Source organism: Enterococcus mundtii, from assembly GCF_013394305.1.
Classification (GTDB): Bacteria; Bacillota; Bacilli; order Lactobacillales; family Enterococcaceae; genus Enterococcus_B; species Enterococcus_B pernyi.
The window spans coordinates 2,872,769-2,895,795 of the sequence record NZ_AP019810.1 but is presented as its reverse complement, the minus strand read 5'-3'; the positions used below and the strand labels follow the sequence as shown (position 1 = coordinate 2,895,795).

Annotated in this window: 14 protein-coding genes; 1 reads left to right on the top strand and 13 read right to left on the bottom strand. The window is 39.4% G+C overall.

Features of this window, described 5'->3' with window-relative positions:
* Positions 1–348: 348 nt before the first annotated feature.
* Both HZ311_RS13875 and typA read right to left on the bottom strand, forming a co-directional pair.
* Complete coding sequence (locus HZ311_RS13875) at positions 349–5,475, bottom strand: LPXTG cell wall anchor domain-containing protein (RefSeq protein WP_178946760.1); 5,127 nt, start codon at positions 5,473–5,475, stop codon at positions 349–351.
* Between the two features lie 504 nt (positions 5,476–5,979).
* Positions 5,980–7,809: a translational GTPase TypA gene (typA, locus tag HZ311_RS13870; protein WP_010735665.1), complete on the bottom strand. Its 1,830-nt coding sequence runs from the start codon at positions 7,807–7,809 to the stop codon at positions 5,980–5,982.
* A gap of 439 nt (positions 7,810–8,248) precedes the next feature.
* Between typA and HZ311_RS13865 the strand changes: the two genes are divergently transcribed.
* Positions 8,249–9,544 carry an ISL3-like element ISEfa11 family transposase gene (locus HZ311_RS13865; protein WP_010734358.1) on the top strand — a complete coding sequence of 432 codons (1,296 nt, stop codon included), beginning with the start codon at positions 8,249–8,251 and terminating at the stop codon, positions 9,542–9,544.
* A gap of 134 nt (positions 9,545–9,678) precedes the next feature.
* On the opposite strand, the gene HZ311_RS13860 is transcribed toward HZ311_RS13865, so the two are convergent.
* From HZ311_RS13860 to purD, 11 genes are all read right to left on the bottom strand, one after another.
* Positions 9,679–10,446, bottom strand: coding sequence for an inositol monophosphatase family protein (locus HZ311_RS13860; RefSeq protein WP_137072328.1), 768 nt, complete (start codon positions 10,444–10,446; stop codon positions 9,679–9,681).
* Positions 10,447–10,450: 4 nt separating this feature from the next.
* Positions 10,451–10,726 carry a UPF0223 family protein gene (locus HZ311_RS13855; protein ID WP_010735667.1) on the bottom strand — a complete coding sequence of 92 codons (276 nt, stop codon included), beginning with the start codon at positions 10,724–10,726 and terminating at the stop codon, positions 10,451–10,453.
* Positions 10,727–10,894: 168 nt separating this feature from the next.
* Entirely contained in the window at positions 10,895–12,301 is a 1,407-nt protein-coding gene (gene lpdA, locus HZ311_RS13850; RefSeq protein ID WP_178946759.1) for a dihydrolipoyl dehydrogenase, read from the bottom strand.
* Positions 12,302–12,308: 7 nt separating this feature from the next.
* Positions 12,309–13,961, bottom strand: a complete 1,653-nt coding sequence (locus tag HZ311_RS13845) for a dihydrolipoyllysine-residue acetyltransferase (protein WP_023519524.1) — start codon at positions 13,959–13,961, stop codon at positions 12,309–12,311.
* A gap of 24 nt (positions 13,962–13,985) precedes the next feature.
* The gene (locus HZ311_RS13840) at positions 13,986–14,963 is read right to left on the bottom strand and encodes an alpha-ketoacid dehydrogenase subunit beta (RefSeq protein WP_010735670.1); all 978 of its coding nucleotides are present in this window, start codon (positions 14,961–14,963) and stop codon (positions 13,986–13,988) included.
* Between the two features lie 2 nt (positions 14,964–14,965).
* Positions 14,966–16,075: a pyruvate dehydrogenase (acetyl-transferring) E1 component subunit alpha gene (pdhA, locus tag HZ311_RS13835; RefSeq protein ID WP_010735671.1), complete on the bottom strand. Its 1,110-nt coding sequence runs from the start codon at positions 16,073–16,075 to the stop codon at positions 14,966–14,968.
* A gap of 518 nt (positions 16,076–16,593) precedes the next feature.
* Complete coding sequence (locus HZ311_RS13830) at positions 16,594–18,030, bottom strand: aminotransferase-like domain-containing protein (RefSeq protein ID WP_178946758.1); 1,437 nt, start codon at positions 18,028–18,030, stop codon at positions 16,594–16,596.
* 242 nt (positions 18,031–18,272) lie between these two features.
* Positions 18,273–19,250, bottom strand: a complete 978-nt coding sequence (gene guaC / locus HZ311_RS13825; protein ID WP_137072322.1) for a GMP reductase — start codon at positions 19,248–19,250, stop codon at positions 18,273–18,275.
* A gap of 238 nt (positions 19,251–19,488) precedes the next feature.
* Positions 19,489–20,610, bottom strand: coding sequence for a hypothetical protein (locus HZ311_RS13820; protein WP_178946757.1), 1,122 nt, complete (start codon positions 20,608–20,610; stop codon positions 19,489–19,491).
* Between the two features lie 105 nt (positions 20,611–20,715).
* On the bottom strand, positions 20,716–21,630 hold the full coding sequence (locus HZ311_RS13815; RefSeq protein ID WP_178946756.1) for an aldo/keto reductase: 915 nt from the start codon (positions 21,628–21,630) through the stop codon (positions 20,716–20,718).
* Positions 21,631–21,748: 118 nt separating this feature from the next.
* Positions 21,749–23,014 (bottom strand): phosphoribosylamine--glycine ligase, encoded by a 1,266-nt coding sequence (purD, locus tag HZ311_RS13810; protein WP_023519520.1) that lies wholly within the window; start codon positions 23,012–23,014, stop codon positions 21,749–21,751.
* Positions 23,015–23,027 lie beyond the last annotated feature (13 nt).

Genomic DNA, 23,027 nt, shown 5'->3' with positions numbered 1-23,027 from the left:
ATTCATCAGACATGTACTATCTATTCTACTTCTGTCTGCTCATAAGAGCAAGCCTAACTCCGTGAAACAAAACACCATTTGTGAAACCAAAAACAGAGTGCTTTGAGTTTTTTAAAAGTTCTTTAAAAAATTCATCTTGCCGTTCTTGCTTTCATTTTTTGTTTCTTTAAGTTCTCCACAGCTAATGATTGACTTCCTATTACGAGAATTTTGATTTTTGCTCATAGGATTTATTTTTATATTTCTTGTCCGTGACTCCTTTAGTGATCATAAAAAAACAGTTGAAAGAATGCCAAAGTAATTATCACTTCGCTCTTTCAACTGCTTCGTTGTCATTTTAACTATCCGTTACTGTTTATCAAACGATTTCTTAGACATTTTTCGTTTCCAAAAAACAAATCCTACTATTAGTAAGAAACATGCACCAATATATGGCAGTACTCGATTGATGGTTTGATTGGTTTGTGGCAATTTACTCTCATCACCTTCAGCTGCGGAACCCTCACCTAATCCAGTCTCTGCTGAAATTCCATCTACATCTGGATCGTTGGATGTACCAGTACCATCTTCTGCACTAGCGTCCTCTTCTCCTGGCGCTGTTTCTTGTCCAGGTTCAACGATTTCATATGAAGATTCTGTACGAGTAGATAAACTCCCATAACTCCGATCCACTTTGACATCGAGAGAAACAAAACGACTGCCCATAGTTTCTGTATCGATTTCAGATGTTCCATCTAAAGAAACAGTATAGACGTTTTTAGGTATTACACGCCCATTGACTTTCACTTCTTTTACTAACGATTTCAGGTCAACTCTTTCAGTGCCTTGTGCAAAAGAAGGCTGAGCAGGTTCAACTGTTAACTCACCTGTAGGCTCAAAACCATAATCTGTTACCTTATAATACGCGTAATTACTGCCATAGGTGTAGTTTCGTTCGTTCTCTTCTGCCATCAATAAATTGTTACTAGTATCTACGTGATAAACCTTCACGATATCACCTGGGGTCACCGCCAGTGATTTACCAGTATTAAAACGTGAAATGGCTTGCTCGATCGTTTGTGTGCCACGAACCTCGTATTGATATTTGCTTTGCTTACGTTCGTTGAGAATTTCGATTCCATAATATACTTCGGTGTCATCGTATTCATTCACTCGATTCTTCAATACTGTTTGATCGGTTCCTTGGACAGATTGGATTTCAATTTGTTTGCTGTTTTTAAGTAAACCAAACGATCCAACCGTTTCACCTTTACGATTTTTCAAATGGATCGTGCTACCCCATTTCACTTCATAAGGCACTTCGATGTCAGTCGAAGAAACACCATCTGCTGTCGATACTTTTACCGTTACTGTTTTTTCTCCTGTCGTATGGGTATCAAACGCTCCCATTTGTTCTACTTTATAAAGCTCTGTGTTCAAACTCTGTCCGTTGAATGCAACATTCTCAATCAACGTTGTCACGTCTACCTCACTGGTATCCTCACCTAAGACGAGTTCCTGACTAGCAACATCTGCGTAAATCATCGTAATCGGCTCAAACTCGCCATTCTTGACTTCATAATAAGCGTAATTCAACCCAGCTGTATAGTTTTTGACGATATCATCCCACATCAGTAAGTTCTGGTTATCTGTTTCTGCATGGTAGACACGGAAAATGTCTCCTTCTTCCACAGGTAATGATTGGCCATTATTGAACCCTTCGATTGCTTGACGAACCGTTTGATTACCTGCCACTTCATAAGTATATTTGATGTTATCGGGAAATAAACTATTTGCTTTATTTTTAGGATCTGCTAGGATGTCGATTCGATAATAGGCATTCCGACCATAGGCAGGATTGACTGGCGCATTAAGTTCTGTTTCATCTTCGCCTTTCGTGGCATAGATAGCCAACTCATCATTTTGATCAAGCAGGCTAAAAGAACCGACGATGCCTCTTTTCCCTTCTTTCTCTTCGCCTTTCAGAACAAATGTACTTCCCCATTTGACTTGATAAGGCAGTTCAAGTTGCACACTAGATAAACCATCGTTCATTTTCACACGCATAGAGACGTTTTTATTTCCTATCGTTGTCGTATCGATTTCTGAACGTCTTTCGATCGTGTATTCCTCTGGATCGACTGTTTTGCCGTTGATCGTCACACGATCAATTAATTCAGCATCAGCTGCAGTAGTCACATCTTGCGCGAGATAAAAGGCTTTATTAGCTGTATGGACTTCCATGACTGGCATTGCTTCAAAACCATAAGTCGTTACTTTGTAATACGCATAATCTGAACCATAAGTGAAGTCCTCTTCTAGTTCATCGACCATCAGTACCGAGCTACCAGGAGATTTTTGCGGGTGATAAATTTTGATCACATCATCTAACTGGACAGTGACAGCTTGAGTACCATTAGTTCCAAAGCTGTTGATGACGTCTTGTAACGTGACACGACCTGGGACTTCTTGACTATAATGGACTCTTTCGCCCCGTAGGACTTCAATTGAATAATAGAGGTCTTGATCGTTTCCTAAGCGCTCGTCTAACGGCGAGTCAAACCCATGATGGATTTTCAATTGTCTTGTCGTATTAGTAGTTTGCAGTGAGAAAACACCTGCTGAACCACCGGTGCTAGATTTCATCACGATCGTTCTGCCCCATTTCACTTCATAAGGCACTGTGATGACTTTTGATACTATCCCATCTTTTGTGTCAAATTGGATAGCAAGTTCTTTTTGACCAACTGTGGTTGTATCGAAGTTTCCTAATTGCTTCACTGTATATAAATCCGGTGTTAACTCGGTACCGTTGATCGTCACATAATTAATCAGTTGGGTTCCATCAATCTCTGTGGCATCATCACCTAGACTAAATTCTTGTGGTTTAGTATCCGTAGAAATCGCGAGGATCGGTTCTAGCCCATGCTCTGTGACTTCGTAATAGGCATCATTTGAGCCCATTGTAAAGTCTTTGGCTATTTCATCTTGCATCAATAGACTATTACCTGTTGGTTCTGCATGATACACTTTGATGACGTCACCTTGTTTGACGGTTAATGGTTTTCCTTGATTGAACCCTTCGATCCCATCTCTAATCGATTGATTTCCTAGCACGTTATATTGGTATTTGGTAGTAATATTTTCGATCACTTCAATACCATAGTAGATGTCTCGGCCAAAATGATTATTGACCGGTTGACTCAAGTCTGTCCCATTTACTCCTTGACTAGCATGCAATGCCCATTGATCGTTTTCTTTTAGCAGACTAAATGCGCCAACCGTCTCATCCCCCAAGCCTTTTAGCACAAATGTGCTGCCCCATTTGACTTGGTAATCGACTTCGAATTCCTCTGCTGAAAGTCCATCATTCATCGTGACTTTCAATTTCATTTTTCTTGTTCCAATACTACTTGTATCAAAATCGATCAATGATTCCACTTCGTATAAACTACTATCAACTACTCGACCATTGATCGTTACATTCTTTATTAATGAAGCTGGATCAATTGTCTTAGTGTTCTCGCCTAAAACAAAACTCTTTTGTGAAGCTTCTGCTTCTAGCAAGGGGAATGGATCAAATCCATAAGGAGTAATCTTGTAGTAGGCGTACGCCGTATCATATGTATAATCCTGTTCCTGTTCGTCAATCATCAAGACTGAACTATTCGGCGTTCGTTCTGGATGATATATCTTAATGACATCACCATAACGGACATCGATCGTTCCAGTAGAATCTCCAAATTTATCCATGATTTGCTGCCAAGTTGCGCGATTTGTCACTTCTTGGCTATAAACGACTGTTTCGCCTCGTAAAACTTCAAACGAATAATATAGCGAAAATGGGGAACTCTGCGGACCAACTGCCGTATTTATTGAGGTTGGTATCCCCATCCCAAATACAACTTTTGCCGTCTCATTTCCTGAATTATCTGTTCTTAAAGTAAATGATCCAGCTGATTCACCATTGATTGATTTCATCAAAATCGAGTGGTCCCAAAGAACATTGAGTGTTACCTCACCAGTTCCCTTAATCATCACACCGCTATTTGGGTGCTTGGTTTGAACTGTCAATTTGAGCGTTTGAAGACCACCTATCCGATAATCTGCCTCCACACTTTCTTGTGGAATAAATTCAAGATCTCTTAATTCGACTGGTTCACCATGCATAGTGACCGAATCAATATAATCTCTAAAGTTTGTTGCAAATGTTGGATAATTATAACCGAGTTTTCGATCTTCAATTGATTTGAGGTTAACCTTTAAGCCCTCATGTGGCGTCACATCCATCTGAATCGAAGCAGTTGCTTCACGTCCATCAGAAGTTGTTACTTTTGCTCGCCATGTTTGTTCGCCTGGCGAATCAGTATTCACATCATCAAACCATTTTAGCGTATAGGTACCATAAAGATTTGTTACTTCAAAGTATTCAGTCACATCTGGCAATTTATCATATTGATAAATGTCAAATGGTCCTGGTTTTCCCTCGATTTCTACAGCTAGAGGTTCTACAGTGATTGGAACTACTGCTTCTATTTCTCTACCCGACTCGTCTTTTACTAAAATCTTCGTATCTTGCTTTCCTACTTTCGTTGTATCAGGGGCTATTTTCCAACTATATTCAACTTTTCCACGTGTATTTTTTACATCTAGATAAGTTTCTGGATTAGGGATCGGTTGAGTATTTTGCATGAGTTTATGTGTACCTTCTTTGGCAGTTGCTACAATTTTACCGATTTCCTCTTCAGCAGTCGGTAACCGTACTTCAAATGTAGCTTTCGTGAGAAATGGTTTCATATCGTTAATATTACCTGTAGGATTCGATAAATAAGCCACTCTTGGAAAGGCGAATACTTCATTCCCACTGACAGAACCGTATTTTAGTCGAGTAAATCTTGCATTTAAATAAGGCTCGCTTGTTGAAGCCATTGAAGCGTATAGGCGCATCCGCCAAATTCCACTGTTAGAATCTACTTGCGTCCAATAGACATCATTACGCCCTCCACCTAATGGCCACATAACCAATCCTTTATCATTCGGAAAAGTACTCTTAGAAAAATTTAAAACTTCAAAGCTGTCGTCTTTCTCGTGTTGCAAGTCAGAAATATTAAAAGTTGTTTTTGACAAATCTGATTGCACTCGAGCTGCCTGCTCTTCACCAATTTTCAGTAAAGTTGCATCAGTAGTCGGTTTAAAGTAATTACCGTTGTTTCCTTGAACACTATCAAAATTATCGCTCGGATTATTATTCCTAGCACTAGTCCTTTTATTTTTCTCAATTGGTTTTTCATTACTTTCATCTTTGATAGCTATTTTTTTGTTGTTTATTTTGTCTTCTTCTTTGTTTGGTTCTATTGAAAATTGTTTTTTTTCAACCAATGATGTCTTCTCAGTCTTTGACTCTATGCTCGAAATTGCTTGTACAACAGCATCATTCATACTTCCTAACACCAAGCCGATAATCATCAGGCTATTCAGAATTTTTGTCTTTTTCATTTTTCTAAGATTTACCTCCATTTATTCTACAAGTATATTCGGAGAAGTCTTAGAAAATCTTCAATTGAGTAAGCAATCATTCTCATCTTGAGTCTTCTATACTCCTCCTTTTTTCTAATGATCATTCAAAAGCAAAGCTTCATTTTATTATAACGTCATTTATTTTTTCTTTTTTACATTTTATTCATCCTCCATCATTAGTATTATTCTATTAGAACTTTCCCACTTTAACTCTAAACCTAAATACACTTTTTGATAACGCCATTTTTTCCATGTTAATTGGCACAAATTGAAAGAATAGTGTTATTTAATCTTATCCATCAAGAAATCGTATAATTTTATGATTTATTTTTACTATACTAAAAAAACATCGGATAGAGAAAAGCGGTTCACAAACAGCTTTTAGCTAGTATTTAATTGAATAACTATGTTTGATTTGATGATCGATCCTATATAACAAAAAAACCGAATCCCAGAGCTTTCTCTAGGATTCGGTCAAAATTATTATTTTTTCTTTTTAGATGCTTTTTCACGCGCATTTTTTTCTAAGATTTGTTTTCTTAGACGGATGTTTTCTGGTGTTACTTCACAGTATTCATCGTCGTTCAAGAATTCTAATGATTCTTCAAGTGTTAATTGTTTTGGTTTTTTGATGACTGATGTTTGGTCTTTGTTAGCTGAACGAACGTTAGTCATTTGTTTTGCTTTTGTGATATTGACTGTCAAGTCATTCTCACGGCTGTTTTCACCGATGATCATACCTTCGTAGACTTCTGTACCTGGTTCAACAAATACAGTACCACGTTCTTCGATACTCATGATTGAATACGTTGTTGCTTTACCTGTATCGATGGATACTAACGCACCTTGGTGACGTCCGCCGATTTGGCCAGGAAGCATTGGCAAGTATTGATCAAATGTATGGTTCATGATTCCGTAACCACGAGTCATTGACAAGAATTCTGTTGAGTAACCGATCAATCCACGAGCAGGTGTCAAGAATGTCAAACGAATTTGACCATTTCCTGTATGGACCATATCTTGCATTTCACCTTTACGTTGGCTCAATGATTCGATGACACTACCCATGTATTCTTCTGGTGTGTCGATTTGAACACGTTCAAATGGTTCACATTTTACGCCATCGATCTCTCTTTCGATAACTTCTGGACGTGATACTTGTAACTCATAACCTTCACGACGCATGTTCTCGATCAAGATCGATAAGTGAAGTTCACCACGACCTGAAACTGTCCAAGCATCTGGTGAATTCGTTGGTTCAACACGAAGTGAAACGTCTGTTTGTAATTCTGCCATCAAACGTTCTTCGATTTTACGTGATGTCACGTATTTTCCTTCGCGTCCAGCAAATGGAGAGTTATTGACTAAGAAAGTCATTTGTAATGTTGGTTCATCGATATGCAAGATCGGTAATGCTTCTTGATGATCGACTGGTGTAACTGTTTCCCCAACGAAGATATCTTCCATTCCTGAGACAGCGATCAAGTCACCAGCTTTAGCTTCTTGGATCTCTAAACGTTGTAAGCCAAAGAAACCAAATAATTTTGTCACACGGAATTTCTTCACTGTGCCATCAAGTTTGATCAGTGATACTTGGTCACCAACTTTGATTTTCCCTCTGAAGACACGGCCGATACCGATACGTCCAACATAATCATTGTAATCAAGTAATGATACTTGGAACTGTAAAGGTTCATCGCTATTGTCAACTGGTGCAGGAATAGCTTCGACAATTGTATCAAAGATCGGTGCCATTGTTGGTTCTTGGTCCGCTGGATCATCGGATAAGCTAGATGTTCCGTTCAAAGCAGATGCGTAGATCACTGGGAAATCCAATTGATCATCGTCTGCGCCTAATTCGATAAATAATTCTAAGACTTCATCTACCACATACTCAGGACGAGCGGATGGTTTGTCGATCTTGTTTACAACAACGATCGGTGTGATATGTTGTTCTAAAGCCTTTTTCAATACGAAACGTGTTTGAGGCATGGTGCCTTCATAGGCATCTACAACTAAGACAACGCCGTCTACCATTTTCATGATACGTTCTACTTCACCACCGAAGTCCGCGTGTCCAGGTGTATCCATGATATTGACGCGAATCCCTTTATAATCAACAGCTGTATTTTTCGCTAAGATTGTGATTCCACGTTCTTGTTCAAGTGCGTTTGAGTCCATCGCACGTTCTTGTAATTGAGTGTGGGCGTCTAATGTGTCAGATTGTTTTAATAGTTCATCAACTAATGTTGTTTTTCCGTGGTCGACGTGGGCGATGATCGCTACGTTACGGATGTCATTTCTTTTATTCAATTTAAGTAACTCCTTTTTTATCGATTCTTTATCACAGGGCAATTTTACTCGACTGTTTATTATACCAAACTTTTTTCATGAAATATAGTGAAATGTTTTCATTTTTTCGAGAAAATTAATAATTCGCCCTTTTTCTAATCAAAACAGCACGAAAAATCCGAATTTATGTAAAAAAAAGTCATTACAAAAACTTTTCCAATAGCATATTCTATAAATGAATGTTCCGATACTATCATCGATCAAAAAAATAAGCGAAGGATTACATTGCTCAAAAAAGCAATTTTATCGTCCCCCACTTATTTTGGCTCTATAATTTATGGGACTGATGAATCAGAATTGATTCTTCAGTCCCATTTTCATTTTAGGTATTAAAAAACATATCGTTCTCTAGTATGATTAAATCACCACAAAATAAACAACTGAGAGGACGATATGCTATATGAATGATTCTATCAAAAAAATGCTGAGAATAATAGAGAAAGATTTGATGATTACAGAGGTCTCTTACGAGACCCTTCAGAAGAAAAAGACGTTGGTCGTCGATGCTGTTCTCTCGCCTACTCCTCGTGCTTGTAGAAGTTGTGGTTCTACTGTGGTAGATGGAAACGGGAAAGCAATTATAGTGAAAAATGGAAAAAAAGAAACGATTGTCCGTTTTGAACAATACAATCATATGCCTTTGGTTATGCGCCTAAAAAAGCAGCGCTATACCTGTAAAAACTGCCGAACCCATTGGACTGCTCAAAGTTATTTTGTCCAATCCAGACATTCAATCGCAAATCATGTTAGATATAAAATTGCTTCTTTACTGACTGAAAAAGTATCTTTATCTTTTATTGCGAAAAGCTGTCAGGTATCTTTGACCACTGTTATTCGTACATTGAAAGAGTTTAAAAGCTATTTACCAAAGCAATCTAAGAAGATTCTCCCAAGAGTATTGATGGTTGATGAATTTCGTTCGCATGCTTCCATAGAAGATAAAATGAGCTTTATTTGCGCAGATGGCGAAACAGGAAAATTAATAGATGTTTTGCCTACGCGTAAATTACCTCGATTAACAAGCTATTTCTTAAAGTGTACCAATCCAGAAGAAGTAGAATTCTTGGTGACAGACATGAACGCCGCCTACTTCCAGCTCACCAAACGTGTTCTGCCAAATGCGAAAATAGTGATTGATCGGTTTCATATTGTCAAACACATGAATCAAGCGTTCAATGAGTTGCGTATCCGTGAAATGAATGAACTTCGTAAAGCAGGACAGAAAAGCCAGGCAGAAAAACTGAAAAAGAACTGGCGCTTTTTGCTAAAAAATCGTGCAAACATCAACCATTATGAATACAAAACATGGAAAAGTTTCCGAGCACCAAAATACCCATTTCTTACTGAAGCAATGATGATTGATCGATTGCTTGAGTTTTCTACGCCCCTAAAGGAGGCGTATCCCTTTTTTCATGAATTAGTTGAAGCCTTTCGAGACAAAGACCCTGACTTATTTTTCTCCTTATTAGCAGAACTTCCCGAAACGTTGGATGACAGCTTTCGGGAAAAGCTTCAAAACCTTCTGACCTATGAAGAAGGCATCACCAACGCAATGATCTATCCTTATTCCAATGGAAAAATAGAAGCGAAGAATACCCACATAAAGACAATGAAACGAGTATCCTACGGATTTAAATCATTCGAGAACATGAGAATTAGAATCTTTTTGATCAATCAATTAATCAAAGTAAGATAACAAAAAATCTGAGCCAGAATGAGGTTCATTCTGACCCAGATTTGATTTTGCACAACTCATCAGTCCTTATTGACAAAGAGCCCTTATTTTATAAGAACTTTTTTGATGGATGTATCTCAAAGCTAGAAAAATAATCAATCCAATTGAAGCATGTCAAGCATGGTCGCATAGGCGGTTGGAGTTGCGGCTAAATAATATTCTCTGCCACTGAAACTCAATGGTGCACCGGAAAACCCACTATATCGCATACCGAATTCTTCCAACAAGACATTACCAGCTGCGTAATCCCAGGGACTTAGATTAGAGATATAGCCGATGTGGTTGCCTTTTAACATCGCAATCAATTCTAAGCCTGCACAGCCACACATCCGAACGCCGATACTTTGTTCACCAATCGCATGGATGTTGAATCGATCATGACCGAAGAGATAGCTATTGATTGCTACTAATCCTTTGTCTAATGGAAGGTCTTGCGGTTGGGGTAATTTCACGTCATTTTTGTAAACACCGATCGTTTTACCGCCCCAGTATAATTCATCTCGCATGACATCATAGATGAATCCTAGCTGTCCCACTCCATCTTCGTAATAAGCAAGCATGATACAAAAATTTTCTCCTTGTACCACGAAGTTCAACGTACCATCAATGGGGTCAATGATAAAGACTTGACCACTCAAATCAGATAAGTTGTTGTATCCTTCTTCTTCTGCCAAAATTTTTGCTTGAGGATAGGCAGAATGGATTTTATTGATCAGAAATGCTTGGATTTCTCGATCCATGTTTGTCACTAGATCTTTACGATTCGTTTTTTCTGCAACTGTTAGTTGCTCATTTTGTGCATGGAGGATCTTTTCTTTTGCTGCTGCCAACCAGGCAATTATTTCCTCAATCATTTTCTCCATCGTCTCACCCATTCATTTTTAGCATTTTGTTGGTGTTCTTCTTTGCCTCTTGAATAGTACGGTATAGCGAATAGCCAGAAGCTTTTTCAAACTCGCGTCCTAACCGTTTTTCTTCTCCGATCGATTTGATCACTGTTTTGAATTGTTGATAGGTTGATAGAAATTCCTGATTATTGATTCCTTGTTCATTCGCTTTTTCGAGGGCTTCCCACATGTTCATCACGATGACCATTTCTTCAGTGGTCCAGTCCAAGTCTAATGGATATTGATACTCATTCATAGATATTATCTCCTATTCTATTCATCCCTTTCAGTTTATCATAGAAAGAAGACTTCTTCCAAGTGGTTTTGCTCTATTTTAGTTTACATAATAATTTTATAGTCGCTATTTAGAGTATAAAAAAACACAACTCTCTCTTCTCAGAGAAAGTTGCATTTAGTTGAATGATTAAATATGGATCGGTAAGCCTAAAGCTAATTCAGCTGCGTCCATTGTGATCTCACCTAAAGATGGATGTGGATGGATCGTCAATGAAATATCTTCAGCGTTCATACCTGATTCGATTGCCAAAGCAAGTTCAGAAACCATATCACTTGCTCCAACTCCACCTATTTGCGCACCGATGATGACATTGTCTTCATTCGTTGTCACTAAGCGGATAAAGCCTTCTGTTTTACCTAATGATAAAGCACGACCGTTCCCTGAGAATGGGAATTTGTAAGCTGTTGCTTCTAGTCCGGCTTCTTTTGCTTCTTTGATCGTCATCCCTACTGATGCTAATTCAGGATCAGTAAAGGCAACAGCTGGCATTGCTTTGTAGTCAACTGCTACTTTTTTGCCAGAGATTGCTTCTGCGGCGATTTTTGCTTCATAACTTGCTTTATGTGCTAAAGCAGCGCCTGGAACGATGTCGCCGATTGCAAAGATGTTAGGTACGTTTGTACGTCCTTGATTATCAACTGGAATCAAGCCACGTTCACCGATTTCAACACCTGCTTGTTCTAAGCCCATGTCTTCAGTATTCGGACGACGTCCAACAGTGACCATCACGTAGTCAGCTGTTACTGATTCTTCTTTTCCGTCTACTGCATATTTTACAGTTACGCTATCACCATTGTCGATTGATTCTTTAGCCATTGCATTTGTAATGACTGTTACGCCTTTTTTCTTGAAGTCATCTTCCACTAATTTCACCAAGTCTTTTTCATACGTAGGTAAAATTTGTGGTGAACCTTCAAGGATCGTTACTTCAGAACCTAAGTTTGCGTAAGCCGCACCAAGTTCAGCACCGATTACCCCGCCGCCGATGATGACGAATTTCTTAGGAACTTCTGTTAGGCTTAATCCACCTGTAGAATCTAAGACACGACCACCAAATTTGAATCCAGAGATTTCGATTGGACGAGAACCTGTCGCAACGATAGCATGGTTGAATGAATAAGTTTGAGCAGAATCCGGATGGATCACACGTAATGTATGATCATCTACGAAGAATGCTTCGCCCTCGATCGTTTCAACTTTGTGTTTTTTCAACAAGTAGCCGACACCTGAAGTCAATGTTTTCACTACTTTGTTGTCTTTCCACTCTTGTGTTTTTGTAAAATCTAGTGAGACATTCTCACTTGTTACACCGAACATCGATGAATCAAGTGATTCTTGATAATGATGACCTGCTGCGATCAACGCTTTAGAAGGAATACAACCAACGTTCAAACAAACGCCGCCGATATATTCTCTTTCAATGATCGCTACTTTTTGGCCCATTTCAGCAGCGCGGATGGCAGCGACATAGCCGCCAGGTCCCGCACCGATTACAACTGTGTCTAATTCAACAGCAAAATCTCCAACTACCATTTGTTTCTCATCCTTCCATCATTAATAGCTCTGGATCAGCTAATAAACGTTTGATGTTATTCATTGCTTGTTGTGCTGTCGCACCATCGACGATTCGGTGATCGAAACTCAATGATAATTTCATCACTCGGCCAACAACGATTTCACCTTCAGCATTGACGATTGGTTGTTGTGCAATTGTTCCTACACCTAAGATTGCTACTTCAGGGTAGTTGATTACTGGTGTGAACCAGCCGCCACCAACTGAACCAATGTTACTGATCGTGATCGTTCCGTTACGCATATCGTCTGCCGCTAGTTTGCCATCATGAGCAAGTTTTGCTTTCTCGTTGATTTCGTCTGCGATCGCAAACATTCCTTTACGGTCAGCATCTTTCACGTTTGGCACATACAAACCATGGTCTGTATCTGTTGCGATACCGATATTGTAATAGTTTTTATAAACGATTTCTTGTTTTGCATCATCGATTGACGCATTCAAGATTGGGAATTTTTTGACTGTTGCAGTCAACGCTTTGACAACGTAAGGCAAGAACGTTAATTTCGTGCCGTTAGCAGCTGCCACTTCTTTGAATTTCTTACGGTTATCCCAAAGATTTGTTACTTCAACTTCATCATGTAAAGTGACATGAGGTGCTGTTTGTTTGCTGTTGACCATTGCTTTTGCAATTGCTTTACGTGTTGGTGTCAATGCCACACGTTCTTCTAGATCGCCTAAGTTTGATTTGAATGCTTTTGCTGGAGCAGCTTTTGTTTCAGCTGGTTTTTCAGCAGATGCTTCTGTTGGTGCAGCTGATTCAGCAGGTTTGCTTGCAGCTGCTGGAGCCCCTCCGCCAGATAAGAAGTTTTCGATATCTTCTTTTGTCACACGTCCGCCTTTTCCAGTTGCAGAAACTTGACTGATATCCACGTCTTTTTCGCGAGCGAATTGACGAACAGATGGCATTGCTAATACGCGTTTATCTGGGTTTGCCGCTTCAGGGATACTTGAAGAACCTGAAGTTTCCACTTTTGCATCAGAAGTTGCTGCCGCTGGTTTGCTTGCAGGTGCACTATTGTGTCCTGGCGCGTCGATCTCAACCAATACGTCACCAACATTTGCGACTGTACCTTCAGAAACAACGATTGTTTTCACAGTCCCTGTTACTGGAGATGGAATTTCTTCCACTGATTTGTCATTTTGCACTTCTAATAATGTATCGTCTTCATTGATCGTGTCACCGGCTTTAACAAACCATTTAACGATTTCACCTTCTGCGATACCTTCACCGATATCAGGTAATTTGAATTGGAATACGCCACCGTCAGAAGCTTCTGCTGATGCAGATGAACTTTCTGTTGTTGGTTCAGCAGCAGGTGCTTCAGGTGTTTGCTCAGTAGCTGCCACGCCTTCGCTTCCGCTTTCTTCGTTTCCTTCATGTCCTGGTGCATCGATCTCAACTAATACGTCACCAACATTTGCAACTGTACCTTCTGGAACAACGATGCTTTTCACTGTTCCTGTTACTGGAGATGGAATTTCTTCCACTGATTTGTCATTTTGTACTTCTAACAATGTATCGTCTTCATTGATCGTATCGCCTGGTTGAACGAACCATTTAACGATTTCACCTTCTGCGATACCTTCACCGATATCAGGTAATTTAAATTGGTAAGCCATGGGTTTTTAACGTCCTTTCTTTCCTTAAAATTCTGCGATTTCTTTTACTTTTGCTTCGATGTCAGAAGCATTTGGCAACCAGATGTTTTCTGCTTGACCGAATGGGAAAACAGTATCTGGTGCAGAAACGCGTCCGATTGGTGCTTCTAATGAAAGAATTGCACGTTCAGAGATTTCAGAGATTACTTGAGTGCTTACGCCTGCTTGACGTTGTGCTTCTTGAACAACAACGACACGTCCTGTTTTTTCAACAGATTTGATGATTGTTTCAACATCTAATGGAGCAACTGTTCGTAGGTCAACGATCTCAACAGAGATACCTTCTTTTTCAAGATTATCTGCTGCCTTGATGGCTTCACGTACCATTGCACCGTAAGTGATGATTGATACATCTGTTCCTTCACGAGTCACTGCGGCTTTATCTAAAGGCACTTCGTACGCTTCATCTGGCACTTCCTCTCGGAATGAACGATAAAGTTTCATATGCTCCAAGAAAACAACAGGGTCATTACTTCTAATAGAAGCAATCAATAATCCTTTTGCATCATATGGGTTTGACGGAATCACTACACGGATACCAGGAGATTGAGCAATCAATCCTTCTAAGTTATCTGAGTGTAATTCAGGTGTATGAACACCACCACCAAATGGTGAACGGATCGTTACTGGAATATTTCTTGTTCCACCCATACGGTATCTCGTACGAGCCATTTGTGCTACAACTTCATCCATTGCTTCAAAAATAAAGCCAAAGAATTGGATTTCAGGGACAGGACGGAATCCTTCAAGTGCTAAACCGAAACCTAATCCGGCAATACCTGATTCTGCTAAAGGAGTGTCAAATACGCGGTCTTCACCGAACTTTTCTTGCAATCCTTCAGTTGCACGGAATACGCCTCCGTTTTTGCCGACATCTTCACCAAAAACGAGTACGTTTTCGTCGTTTTCAAGTTCAAGTGCTAAGGCATCTGTGATTGCTTGAATCATTGTTTTTTGTGCCATGGTTATTTCGACTCCTTCGCTTCATAGATTGCAATTTGTTCTTTGATTGTTTGTGGTGTTTCTTCAAACATATTTTTCAAGAAATCTGAAACTTTTTGTTTTGGAACTTTATCTGCTTCAGCAATTGCTGCTTTGATTTCTTCTTTTGTTTGTTCGATGACTGCTTCTTCTTTTTCTTCGCTCCATAAACCTTTTTCAGTTAGGTATTTACGGAAACGTATCAATGGATCTTTTAATTGCCATTCATCGTCAACATCTTTTTCACGGTAACGTGTTGGGTCATCACCAGATAATGTATGTGGACCGTAACGGTAAGTCAATGTTTCGATCAATACAGGTCCGTTACCAGAGACTGCCCAGTCACGTGCCATTTTTGAAACAGTATAAACGGCTAATGGGTCCATACCATCTACTTGGATACCAGGGATACCAGCTGCTACTGCTTTTTGCGCTAATGTTTTTGCTGCTGTTTGTTTTTCACGAGGTGTTGAAATCGCAAATCCATTGTTTTGGATGTAGAATACAGCATTCGCATGGTAAGCTCCAGCAAAGTTGATTGCTTCATAGAAGTCACCTTGAGAAGAACCGCCATCACCTGTATAAGTGAAAACAACATTTTTCTTGTTACGTTTTTTAAGTCCTAATGCAACACCTGCTGCTTGGACGTATTGTGCACCAATAATGATTTGTGGTGGTAGAGCTTTCAATTCTTCTGGGTAGAAGTTTCCAGCTGCATGCCCACGAGACCATAGAAATGCTTGAGATAAAGGTAAGCCGTGTTTGATCAATTGTGGAACATCACGGTAACCTGGTAATAGTACATCTTCTTTGTCAAAAGCGAATGCACTAGCTAATTGACTTGCTTCTTGTCCAGCAGTAGGAGCAAAAAATCCTAAACGTCCTTGACGGTTCAATGCTGTTGAGCGTTGATCCAATACACGAGACCAAACCATGCTAGTCATCAATTCTACTAACTCTTCATCTGTCAAATCTGGAACAAGATCAGGGTTTACTACTTTCCCATCTTGATCAAGTGCTTGGTATACCGGAAAATCTGAATTGACTTCTTCAAGCAACGCTTGGAAGTCGATAGGTGTTTTCTTGTTTGCCATTTATCACACATTCCTCTCTCATCTATAAGAAACTCTCTTCATTCCGCGGTTGAAACAGCGACGATATCTGTATCACTATTTCTCCGGCTTCACTAATAAATTATCACGTATTCCTCCGAAATACAAGCTTTAAGCACAAATTTTCACCATTTAAAAAAATTATAACAATCCCTATCTCTGTTAAAATAGTGAAGGTAATCACAAGGTAGTAAGCGGTTTACATTTTTTCTAAAAAAACATAGAGATGTTTCTCCCCTTTTATAACAATCGTTTCTTTTCTGTATTCAAGTTGTTACAACCTTTTACCAATCACTGTATTAATTTTTTTCTCGATAGTGAGTGATTACACAAACCACTTACTTTAATTTTATCCTTAACATAGGCTTTTTTACAAACAATAAGCCTGTCCAACTACATATTTCTTTTAATTAACAGGCAATACGCCAACTTTTCCAGAAATTTCTTCACAAAATAAAAAAGAAAAGAAAAAATAACAAAAGTTACTCTTTCTTTTCTTACTATTGCTTCTCTTTCGCTTCCAACCATGTACGTAGTTTGTCCATTCGTGAAACGAACAATGGTAGGTCATCAGGACTCATACGGCTATAGTTGATTCTTAAACCAATGTCTTCGCCAAAAAGATAACCTGGAGCCACACCTAACCCCTCACGTAATAATCTTTCTGCTAATACTTTCGTGAACTTTTCACCCTCCCAAGTCAACCAGCCATAATATCCGCCTGCAAGAGGGGCTAAATGAAAGAAGTATTGCGAATCGACCCAACTACGTAAAAGCTGACTGTTCTTTTCTAGTCGTTGACACAGACTTGCCATGTTTTGGTCAAAAGAAGAATCAAAAACAGCAGTTGCTGCCATTTGTGTAAAGATACTCAAAGAGACATCCATCATTTTTTGTGCCTCAGACAATCGTTGGATCAGAATAGTTGGGCCTACGATCCAACCAATTTTAGTCGTTTCCCCCAACAAACGCGATAACGAGCCGACATACAAGACATTTTCCGGATCAATCGCATGGATCGGAGCGATCGAAGCTTGTTGCTCCGGAGAAAAGGCTAAATCTGCAAATACATCGTCTTCTATGATCGGCAATTGGTATTTGCGGCACAGCGCGACTAAACGTTGGCGACGTTCAACAGCCATCACTGTACCTGTCGGATTTTGAAAATTTGGATTGACTAAGACCGCTTTGATCTTATGCTTATGAATAGCTTCTTCCAATTTTTCTAGATCAATCCCTTGATCATCCATCGGAATACCGAACAAGCGGGTACCAAGTGCTTTAAACAATGGCAAGCGGTAGAAAAAAGTGGGGGATTCCACCGCGATGGCATCTCCTACCGACAAAATGGTTTGTAAAATCAGAAAGATCGCTTGTTGTCCCCCACCAGTGATTAGCAATTGACTTTTTTTAAACGAAAATCCGTTATTTCTGATCAAGCGTTCTCTGATCTGCGCCATCAGCGGTTGATACCCAAACACGGAAACGGCTTGTTCTTCTTTTAAAATACCTTCTAATGTATAATTGGGCATCTTCATATTAGGTAATACATCAAGCGGCATTTCACTTGAATATAAATCTAAAAAATCGGATTTCCGACTTGCTTCTTTGACTTTTTCTCCGTAACTATCAACGATTTTATCGTATCTTGCAGAGATCAATTGACGCCAATCGATCCGCGGCTCTGAAAAATCACCCCAAGTCACCGAAGAAATAAACCGACCACTCCCTTGACGACTTTCCAATATCCCTAGCCCACGCAATTCATCTAACGCATGAACAACAGTCGTGCGATTCACACCAAAAAAATCAGCAAACATTCTTTCAGAAGGTAATTTATCTCCTGGTTGCAATTGCCCATTTTCGATTTTCTTCAAAATTTGATCCATGATCTGTTGGTAAGCAGAACCTTTATGTTTAGTTATTCTCGTCCACATGTGCATTCTCCAAATATTTACTTTCTACTATTGTAGCTTAGTTTCAAAAAGAAAGAAAATGTAAAAAAAGGGAGCGGGACATTCGTTCACCTGACCCACCTATAACCGAATAAACGGTGGGAACAAAAGTAACCTCTTCGAAAAATAAGGCGCCATCCACAAAAATTTAAAAAACAATTTTCGTGGATGGCGCCTTATTTCTCGAGGCTGAACACTTCCGTCCCGACCTCTCTTACTTCGAATTAAATCGTATCTCCATTGAAAATCGAGTTTTTAACGATGACATAATCGACTTTACGAATCGATTCTAAATCACGACCACCGGCATAAGAAATCGAAGATTGTAAATCTTGTTGCATTTCAACTAACGTATCTTTTAAAGATCCTTTGTGTTGAATCCAAATTTTCTTACCTTCAACATTTTTCTTTTCGCCTTTTTGGAATTCAGAAGCTGATCCAAAATATTCTTTGTAAACGACACCGTTCTCAACTTTTGTTTCTCCTGGTGATTCTTCGTGTCCTGCAAACAATGAACCGATCATCACCATCGTCGCACCAAAACGTACTGATTTCGCGACATCTCCAGGTGTACGGATGCCACCGTCAGCAATGATAGGTTTGCGGGCAGCTTTCGCGCACCATCTTAGTGCCGCTAATTGCCAACCACCAGTACCAAAACCAGTTTTGATTTTTGTGATACATACTTTTCCTGGGCCAATGCCGACTTTCGTTGCATCTGCTCCAGCGTTTTCTAATTCTCGAACGGCTTCTGGCGTGCCGACGTTCCCTGCAATGACAAACGTATCTGGTAAATGCTTTTTGATATGCTGGATCATCGCGATCACAGCATTTGAATGTCCATGGGCAATATCAATTGTAATATAATCTGGTACAAGCGATTTTTCTGCTAATTCTTCTACAAAAGCATACTCGTCTTTTTTCACTCCTACACTAATAGAAGAAATTAAATTTCTTGCTTTCATTTTTTCGATAAATGGGATTCGTGCTTCTTCGTCAAAACGATGCATGATATAGAAATAACCATTTTCAGCTAAAAATTCCGCAATCGTTTCATCAATGATCGTTTGCATATTTGCTGGTACAACCGGCATTTTAAATGTATGTGAACCTAAAGTCACAGTTGTATCACATTCTGAACGGCTGTTTACGATACATTTATTAGGAATCAGTTGAATATCTTCGTAATCAAATACTTTCATCATATCGTCCTCTCGATTTCATATTCGCAAAAAACACGAACATTATCCACTTTTTACGTGCTCATTTTTAGTACCTCAAGTAATTTAACGTAATTTCATAAAAAAATCAAGCTTTTTATTATAAAAAAGTTGTATTTTACCTTTAATTAAGTTTTCGTGTAAAAAAAAGCGAACATTTTTAAACGTTCGCTTTTTTTGATGCTACCTTATTTTTTTGTTTGTAAAATCACAATGATTCTTAACGACTTTTTTCATGGTTACTTGTTGTTGGGCGATTTTGTTGGAAATCTCCCGCCATTTTTTTCGCACGATTCGTCCGGTCAGCGAAAGAGCCTTGCGCTCTCAACTGAGCTACTTGTTGGAGTTTTCTGTCCGTCTGTACATGCTTATCTACATCAACTGTTCTCAGTACTCCCGCACCTAAACTACGTACATAATCGATCGCTGACAGCAGTTTAGGAGTATAGTGTGATTTGCTTATTGCTTTTAGATCAGTTAATGCCTGACCACGCTGATAATTCAAACTTTTCAGCGTATGGCTCCCATTAACATACTGCTCTTTCCCGTTGATTTGCGCTCTGGTTTCAAAAAGTTCTCCCTCTTTTTTATTTAAATGGATCAAACTTTCTGCGTAATTCAACATACTTGAATGGAGTGATTCGATCGAATTGATGACGGGGGCTGCAATATGTTCAATAGAATGATGCGACTCCAAACCTCTTTTGAAATCCATGCGAAAATCAGGATTTTCTAAATCTTCACGATGCTGTAGTACTTGTTTCGTTAAGGTTTTTAAATCATTTTTCCATTCATTTGATTCTTTATGTAGTACTTTAAACTCAGCTGACAAACGATCTTTACGTGTTTGTAGCGTTTTTTTACTTAGGTTTAGATCAACCGATTGTGGAATTTTTACTTCACCACGGGCGAAAGTTACATTCTGACCAAGTAAGGAAGTGATATTTGAAATCAATTGTTGAAACACCTTGGGATAAAACTGTTCACTACGTTTTTCAAGCATGACTCTAGCCGAATTTTCCTGATAACCCATTCTTTCGAAAGCCTTGCTTGGTTGATGAAAACCCGCATGTAATTTTAATCGGATAGATTGGATATGTTTCTCCATTTTTTCCATCCGCATGGCGTTGGCTACCCACATTTCGATTTTATTTTCATAAGAATTGATTGGGTTGATGAGTTTTTTTGCTTGTCTTTCATTTTCAGGAAATTTATTCAGTAAGTTATTTTGTTCTTTGATGATCTCATTATATAGTTTTTGTTGTGTTTTATGTAATGTACTAAAATCGGCGTATAAGTATTTTCTCTCATCTTTTAATAGTTTCCTTAACTGTTTATCCATTGATTCTCCTCTTTTCTTCGATACTGTTCATCGTTTTTCTATTTTTATAAAAACCGACTCTCTTTCTCATAAAAAACAGAGAGTCGGCTAACGATATCTTTTATTTTATGGCAAAATATTGCCAGCAGCACGATACAATTCATACCAATCTTCTCGAGTCATATCGATCATCGATGCTTTCGCGATTTCTTCAATCCTTGTCAGATTCATCGTTCCAGCGATCACCTGTATATTTGCAGGATGACGTAAGATCCACGCCGACGCTAACCCTGTTGGTGTCGTATGATATTTTTCTGCCAGTTCGTTTAACGACTGATTCAATTCTGGGAATTTTTCATTTCCAATGAATACACCTTCAAAGAAGCCATATTGATAAGGCGACCACGCTTGGATCGTCATCTCATGTAAACGAGAATAATCTAGGATACTGCCATCATGGTCAATACTTGCTTGATCCGTCATGTTCACATGGATTCCCTGATCGATCATTTCGGAATGTTTAAGACCAAATTGTAATTGGTTCGCCAGTAATGGCTGGTTCACATATTTTTTCAATAACTCGATCTGCATTGGTTTTTGATTGCTCACACCAAAGAAACGAACCTTGCCAGATCGCTCCAACTCATCAAACGCTTCCGCCACTTCTTCGGGTTCAACGAGCGTGTCTGGACGATGAAGTAACAAGGCATCAACGTATTCCATATCTAATCGACGCAAGCTATCTTCAACCGATTGAATGATGTGTTTTTTTGAGAAATCAAACATCTTTCCTGGTACGATCCCGCATTTCGTTTGGATAAATAATTCATCACGTTTTAGCGAAGTTTTTGCTAACGCTTGAGCAAAAATTGTTTCACAGTCCCCACCACCGTAAATATCCGCATGGTCAAAAAAGTTGATGCCATTTTCAAAAGCTGCTTCAATCACTTTTTCAGGTTGCTCAGAACCATTCAAACGCATACAACCTAAAATGACGGAGGATACGAGCTGGTCGGAAGTCCCTAAACGAATCTTTTTCATCAAATCTCATCCTTTCTTAGCAACTCGATTTTACCATAACCATCATGAAAAGGCTTCAAAAAAAATAAAACTATTTTTCCGTTTCTGCAAAAAATAGTTTTATTTCTTTATGTGACTTTTACTTTTGTACCAAGGCTTTTGAGCCGATATCCGTCCGATAGAATGTACGTTCAGTATTCTTGACTTTTAAAACAGAGTATATTTTTTCTTGCGCTTCTTCGATTGTCTGACCACTCGCTTCCACCAAATAGATCCGTCCCCCTGCACCTACCAGTTCTTTCGCTTGTTCCTCTACCCCCGCATAATAGACGGCCACATCTGGATCAGCTGAAAAATCTGGAAGCAAGGCTCCTTTTTGGTATTTTCCTGGATAGCCTTCTGCCGCAACGACTACACCTAAGCAAACTCCTTCTGTCTCCCATGTTAACTCGACTGCCCTTCCTGTTAATAGGCGGTCAATGATTTCCGCTAGATCACTTTTAAGTCGTGGCAACACAACTTGCGTCTCAGGATCACCAAACCGAGCGTTGAATTCGATTACTTTTGGTCCTTCTGCTGTGGCAATCAGCCCTGCATATAAAATACCAGTAAATGAACACCCTATCTCTTTCATCCCTCGCACTGCTGGTTTCAATACTTTTTCGACAGCCTGATCAACCATGGTTTGAGGGATTTGCGGCACAGGTGTATAAGCGCCCATTCCGCCAGTATTAGGACCTTTATCCCCATTATACGCTCGCTTATGGTCTTGCGAGATCACCATGGGATAAACTTCTTTATCTCGGACAAAAGCAAGTAAAGAGAACTCTTCTCCTGACAAGAACTCTTCCACGACGATTTTCTGCCCACTAGCACCAAACCGATCATTTTCTAGCATCTCTGAAGCGGCTTCGACAGCGGCTTCGAGGGTTTCCGCCACAACGACCCCTTTACCAGCAGCTAATCCGTCTGCTTTGATAACGATCGGTGCGCCTTTTGCTTCAATGTATTCTCTCGCTTCGGCAAAACGGGTAAACGTTTGTGACTCTGCAGTAGGAATACCTTGACGTGCCATCAACTCTTTGGCAAAGCTCTTTGAACCTTCAATTAAGGCTGCAGCTTTTGTTGGGCCAAAAATCGCTAATCCTTCCGCTTGAAAATCATCAACGATCCCATTGAGTAGAGGGATTTCTGGACCAACAAATGTCCAGGCGATCCCTTCAGCTCGAGCAAATTCGATCAATCCTTCATGATCCGTTTCAACAAGATCCACCAAGTGAACCCCATCTTTTTTCATTCCTGCATTTCCAGGTGCGCAATACACAGCTTCAACTAATGGACTAGCTAAAAGTTTTTTGCTTATCGCATGTTCTCGCCCGCCCGAGCCAATCACTAAACACTTCATTTTATCCGCTCCT

Excerpts from the sequence above, each read along its gene's own strand:
- HZ311_RS13875 (WP_178946760.1), bottom strand. The coding sequence starts at position 5,475 with ATGAAAAAGACAAAAATTCTGAATAGCCTGATGATTATCGGCTTGGTG.
- HZ311_RS13865 (WP_010734358.1), top strand. The coding sequence starts at position 8,249 with ATGAATGATTCTATCAAAAAAATGCTGAGAATAATAGAGAAAGATTTG.
- HZ311_RS13860 (WP_137072328.1), bottom strand. The coding sequence starts at position 10,446 with ATGGAGAAAATGATTGAGGAAATAATTGCCTGGTTGGCAGCAGCAAAA.
- HZ311_RS13855 (WP_010735667.1), bottom strand. The coding sequence starts at position 10,726 with ATGAATGAGTATCAATATCCATTAGACTTGGACTGGACCACTGAAGAA.
- lpdA (WP_178946759.1), bottom strand. The coding sequence starts at position 12,301 with ATGGTAGTTGGAGATTTTGCTGTTGAATTAGACACAGTTGTAATCGGT.
- HZ311_RS13845 (WP_023519524.1), bottom strand. The coding sequence starts at position 13,961 with ATGGCTTACCAATTTAAATTACCTGATATCGGTGAAGGTATCGCAGAA.
- HZ311_RS13840 (WP_010735670.1), bottom strand. The coding sequence starts at position 14,963 with ATGGCACAAAAAACAATGATTCAAGCAATCACAGATGCCTTAGCACTT.
- pdhA (WP_010735671.1), bottom strand. The coding sequence starts at position 16,075 with ATGGCAAACAAGAAAACACCTATCGACTTCCAAGCGTTGCTTGAAGAA.
- HZ311_RS13830 (WP_178946758.1), bottom strand. The coding sequence starts at position 18,030 with ATGTGGACGAGAATAACTAAACATAAAGGTTCTGCTTACCAACAGATC.
- guaC (WP_137072322.1), bottom strand. The coding sequence starts at position 19,250 with ATGAAAGTATTTGATTACGAAGATATTCAACTGATTCCTAATAAATGT.
- HZ311_RS13820 (WP_178946757.1), bottom strand. The coding sequence starts at position 20,610 with ATGGATAAACAGTTAAGGAAACTATTAAAAGATGAGAGAAAATACTTA.
- HZ311_RS13815 (WP_178946756.1), bottom strand. The coding sequence starts at position 21,630 with ATGAAAAAGATTCGTTTAGGGACTTCCGACCAGCTCGTATCCTCCGTC.
- purD (WP_023519520.1), bottom strand. The coding sequence starts at position 23,014 with ATGAAGTGTTTAGTGATTGGCTCGGGCGGGCGAGAACATGCGATAAGC.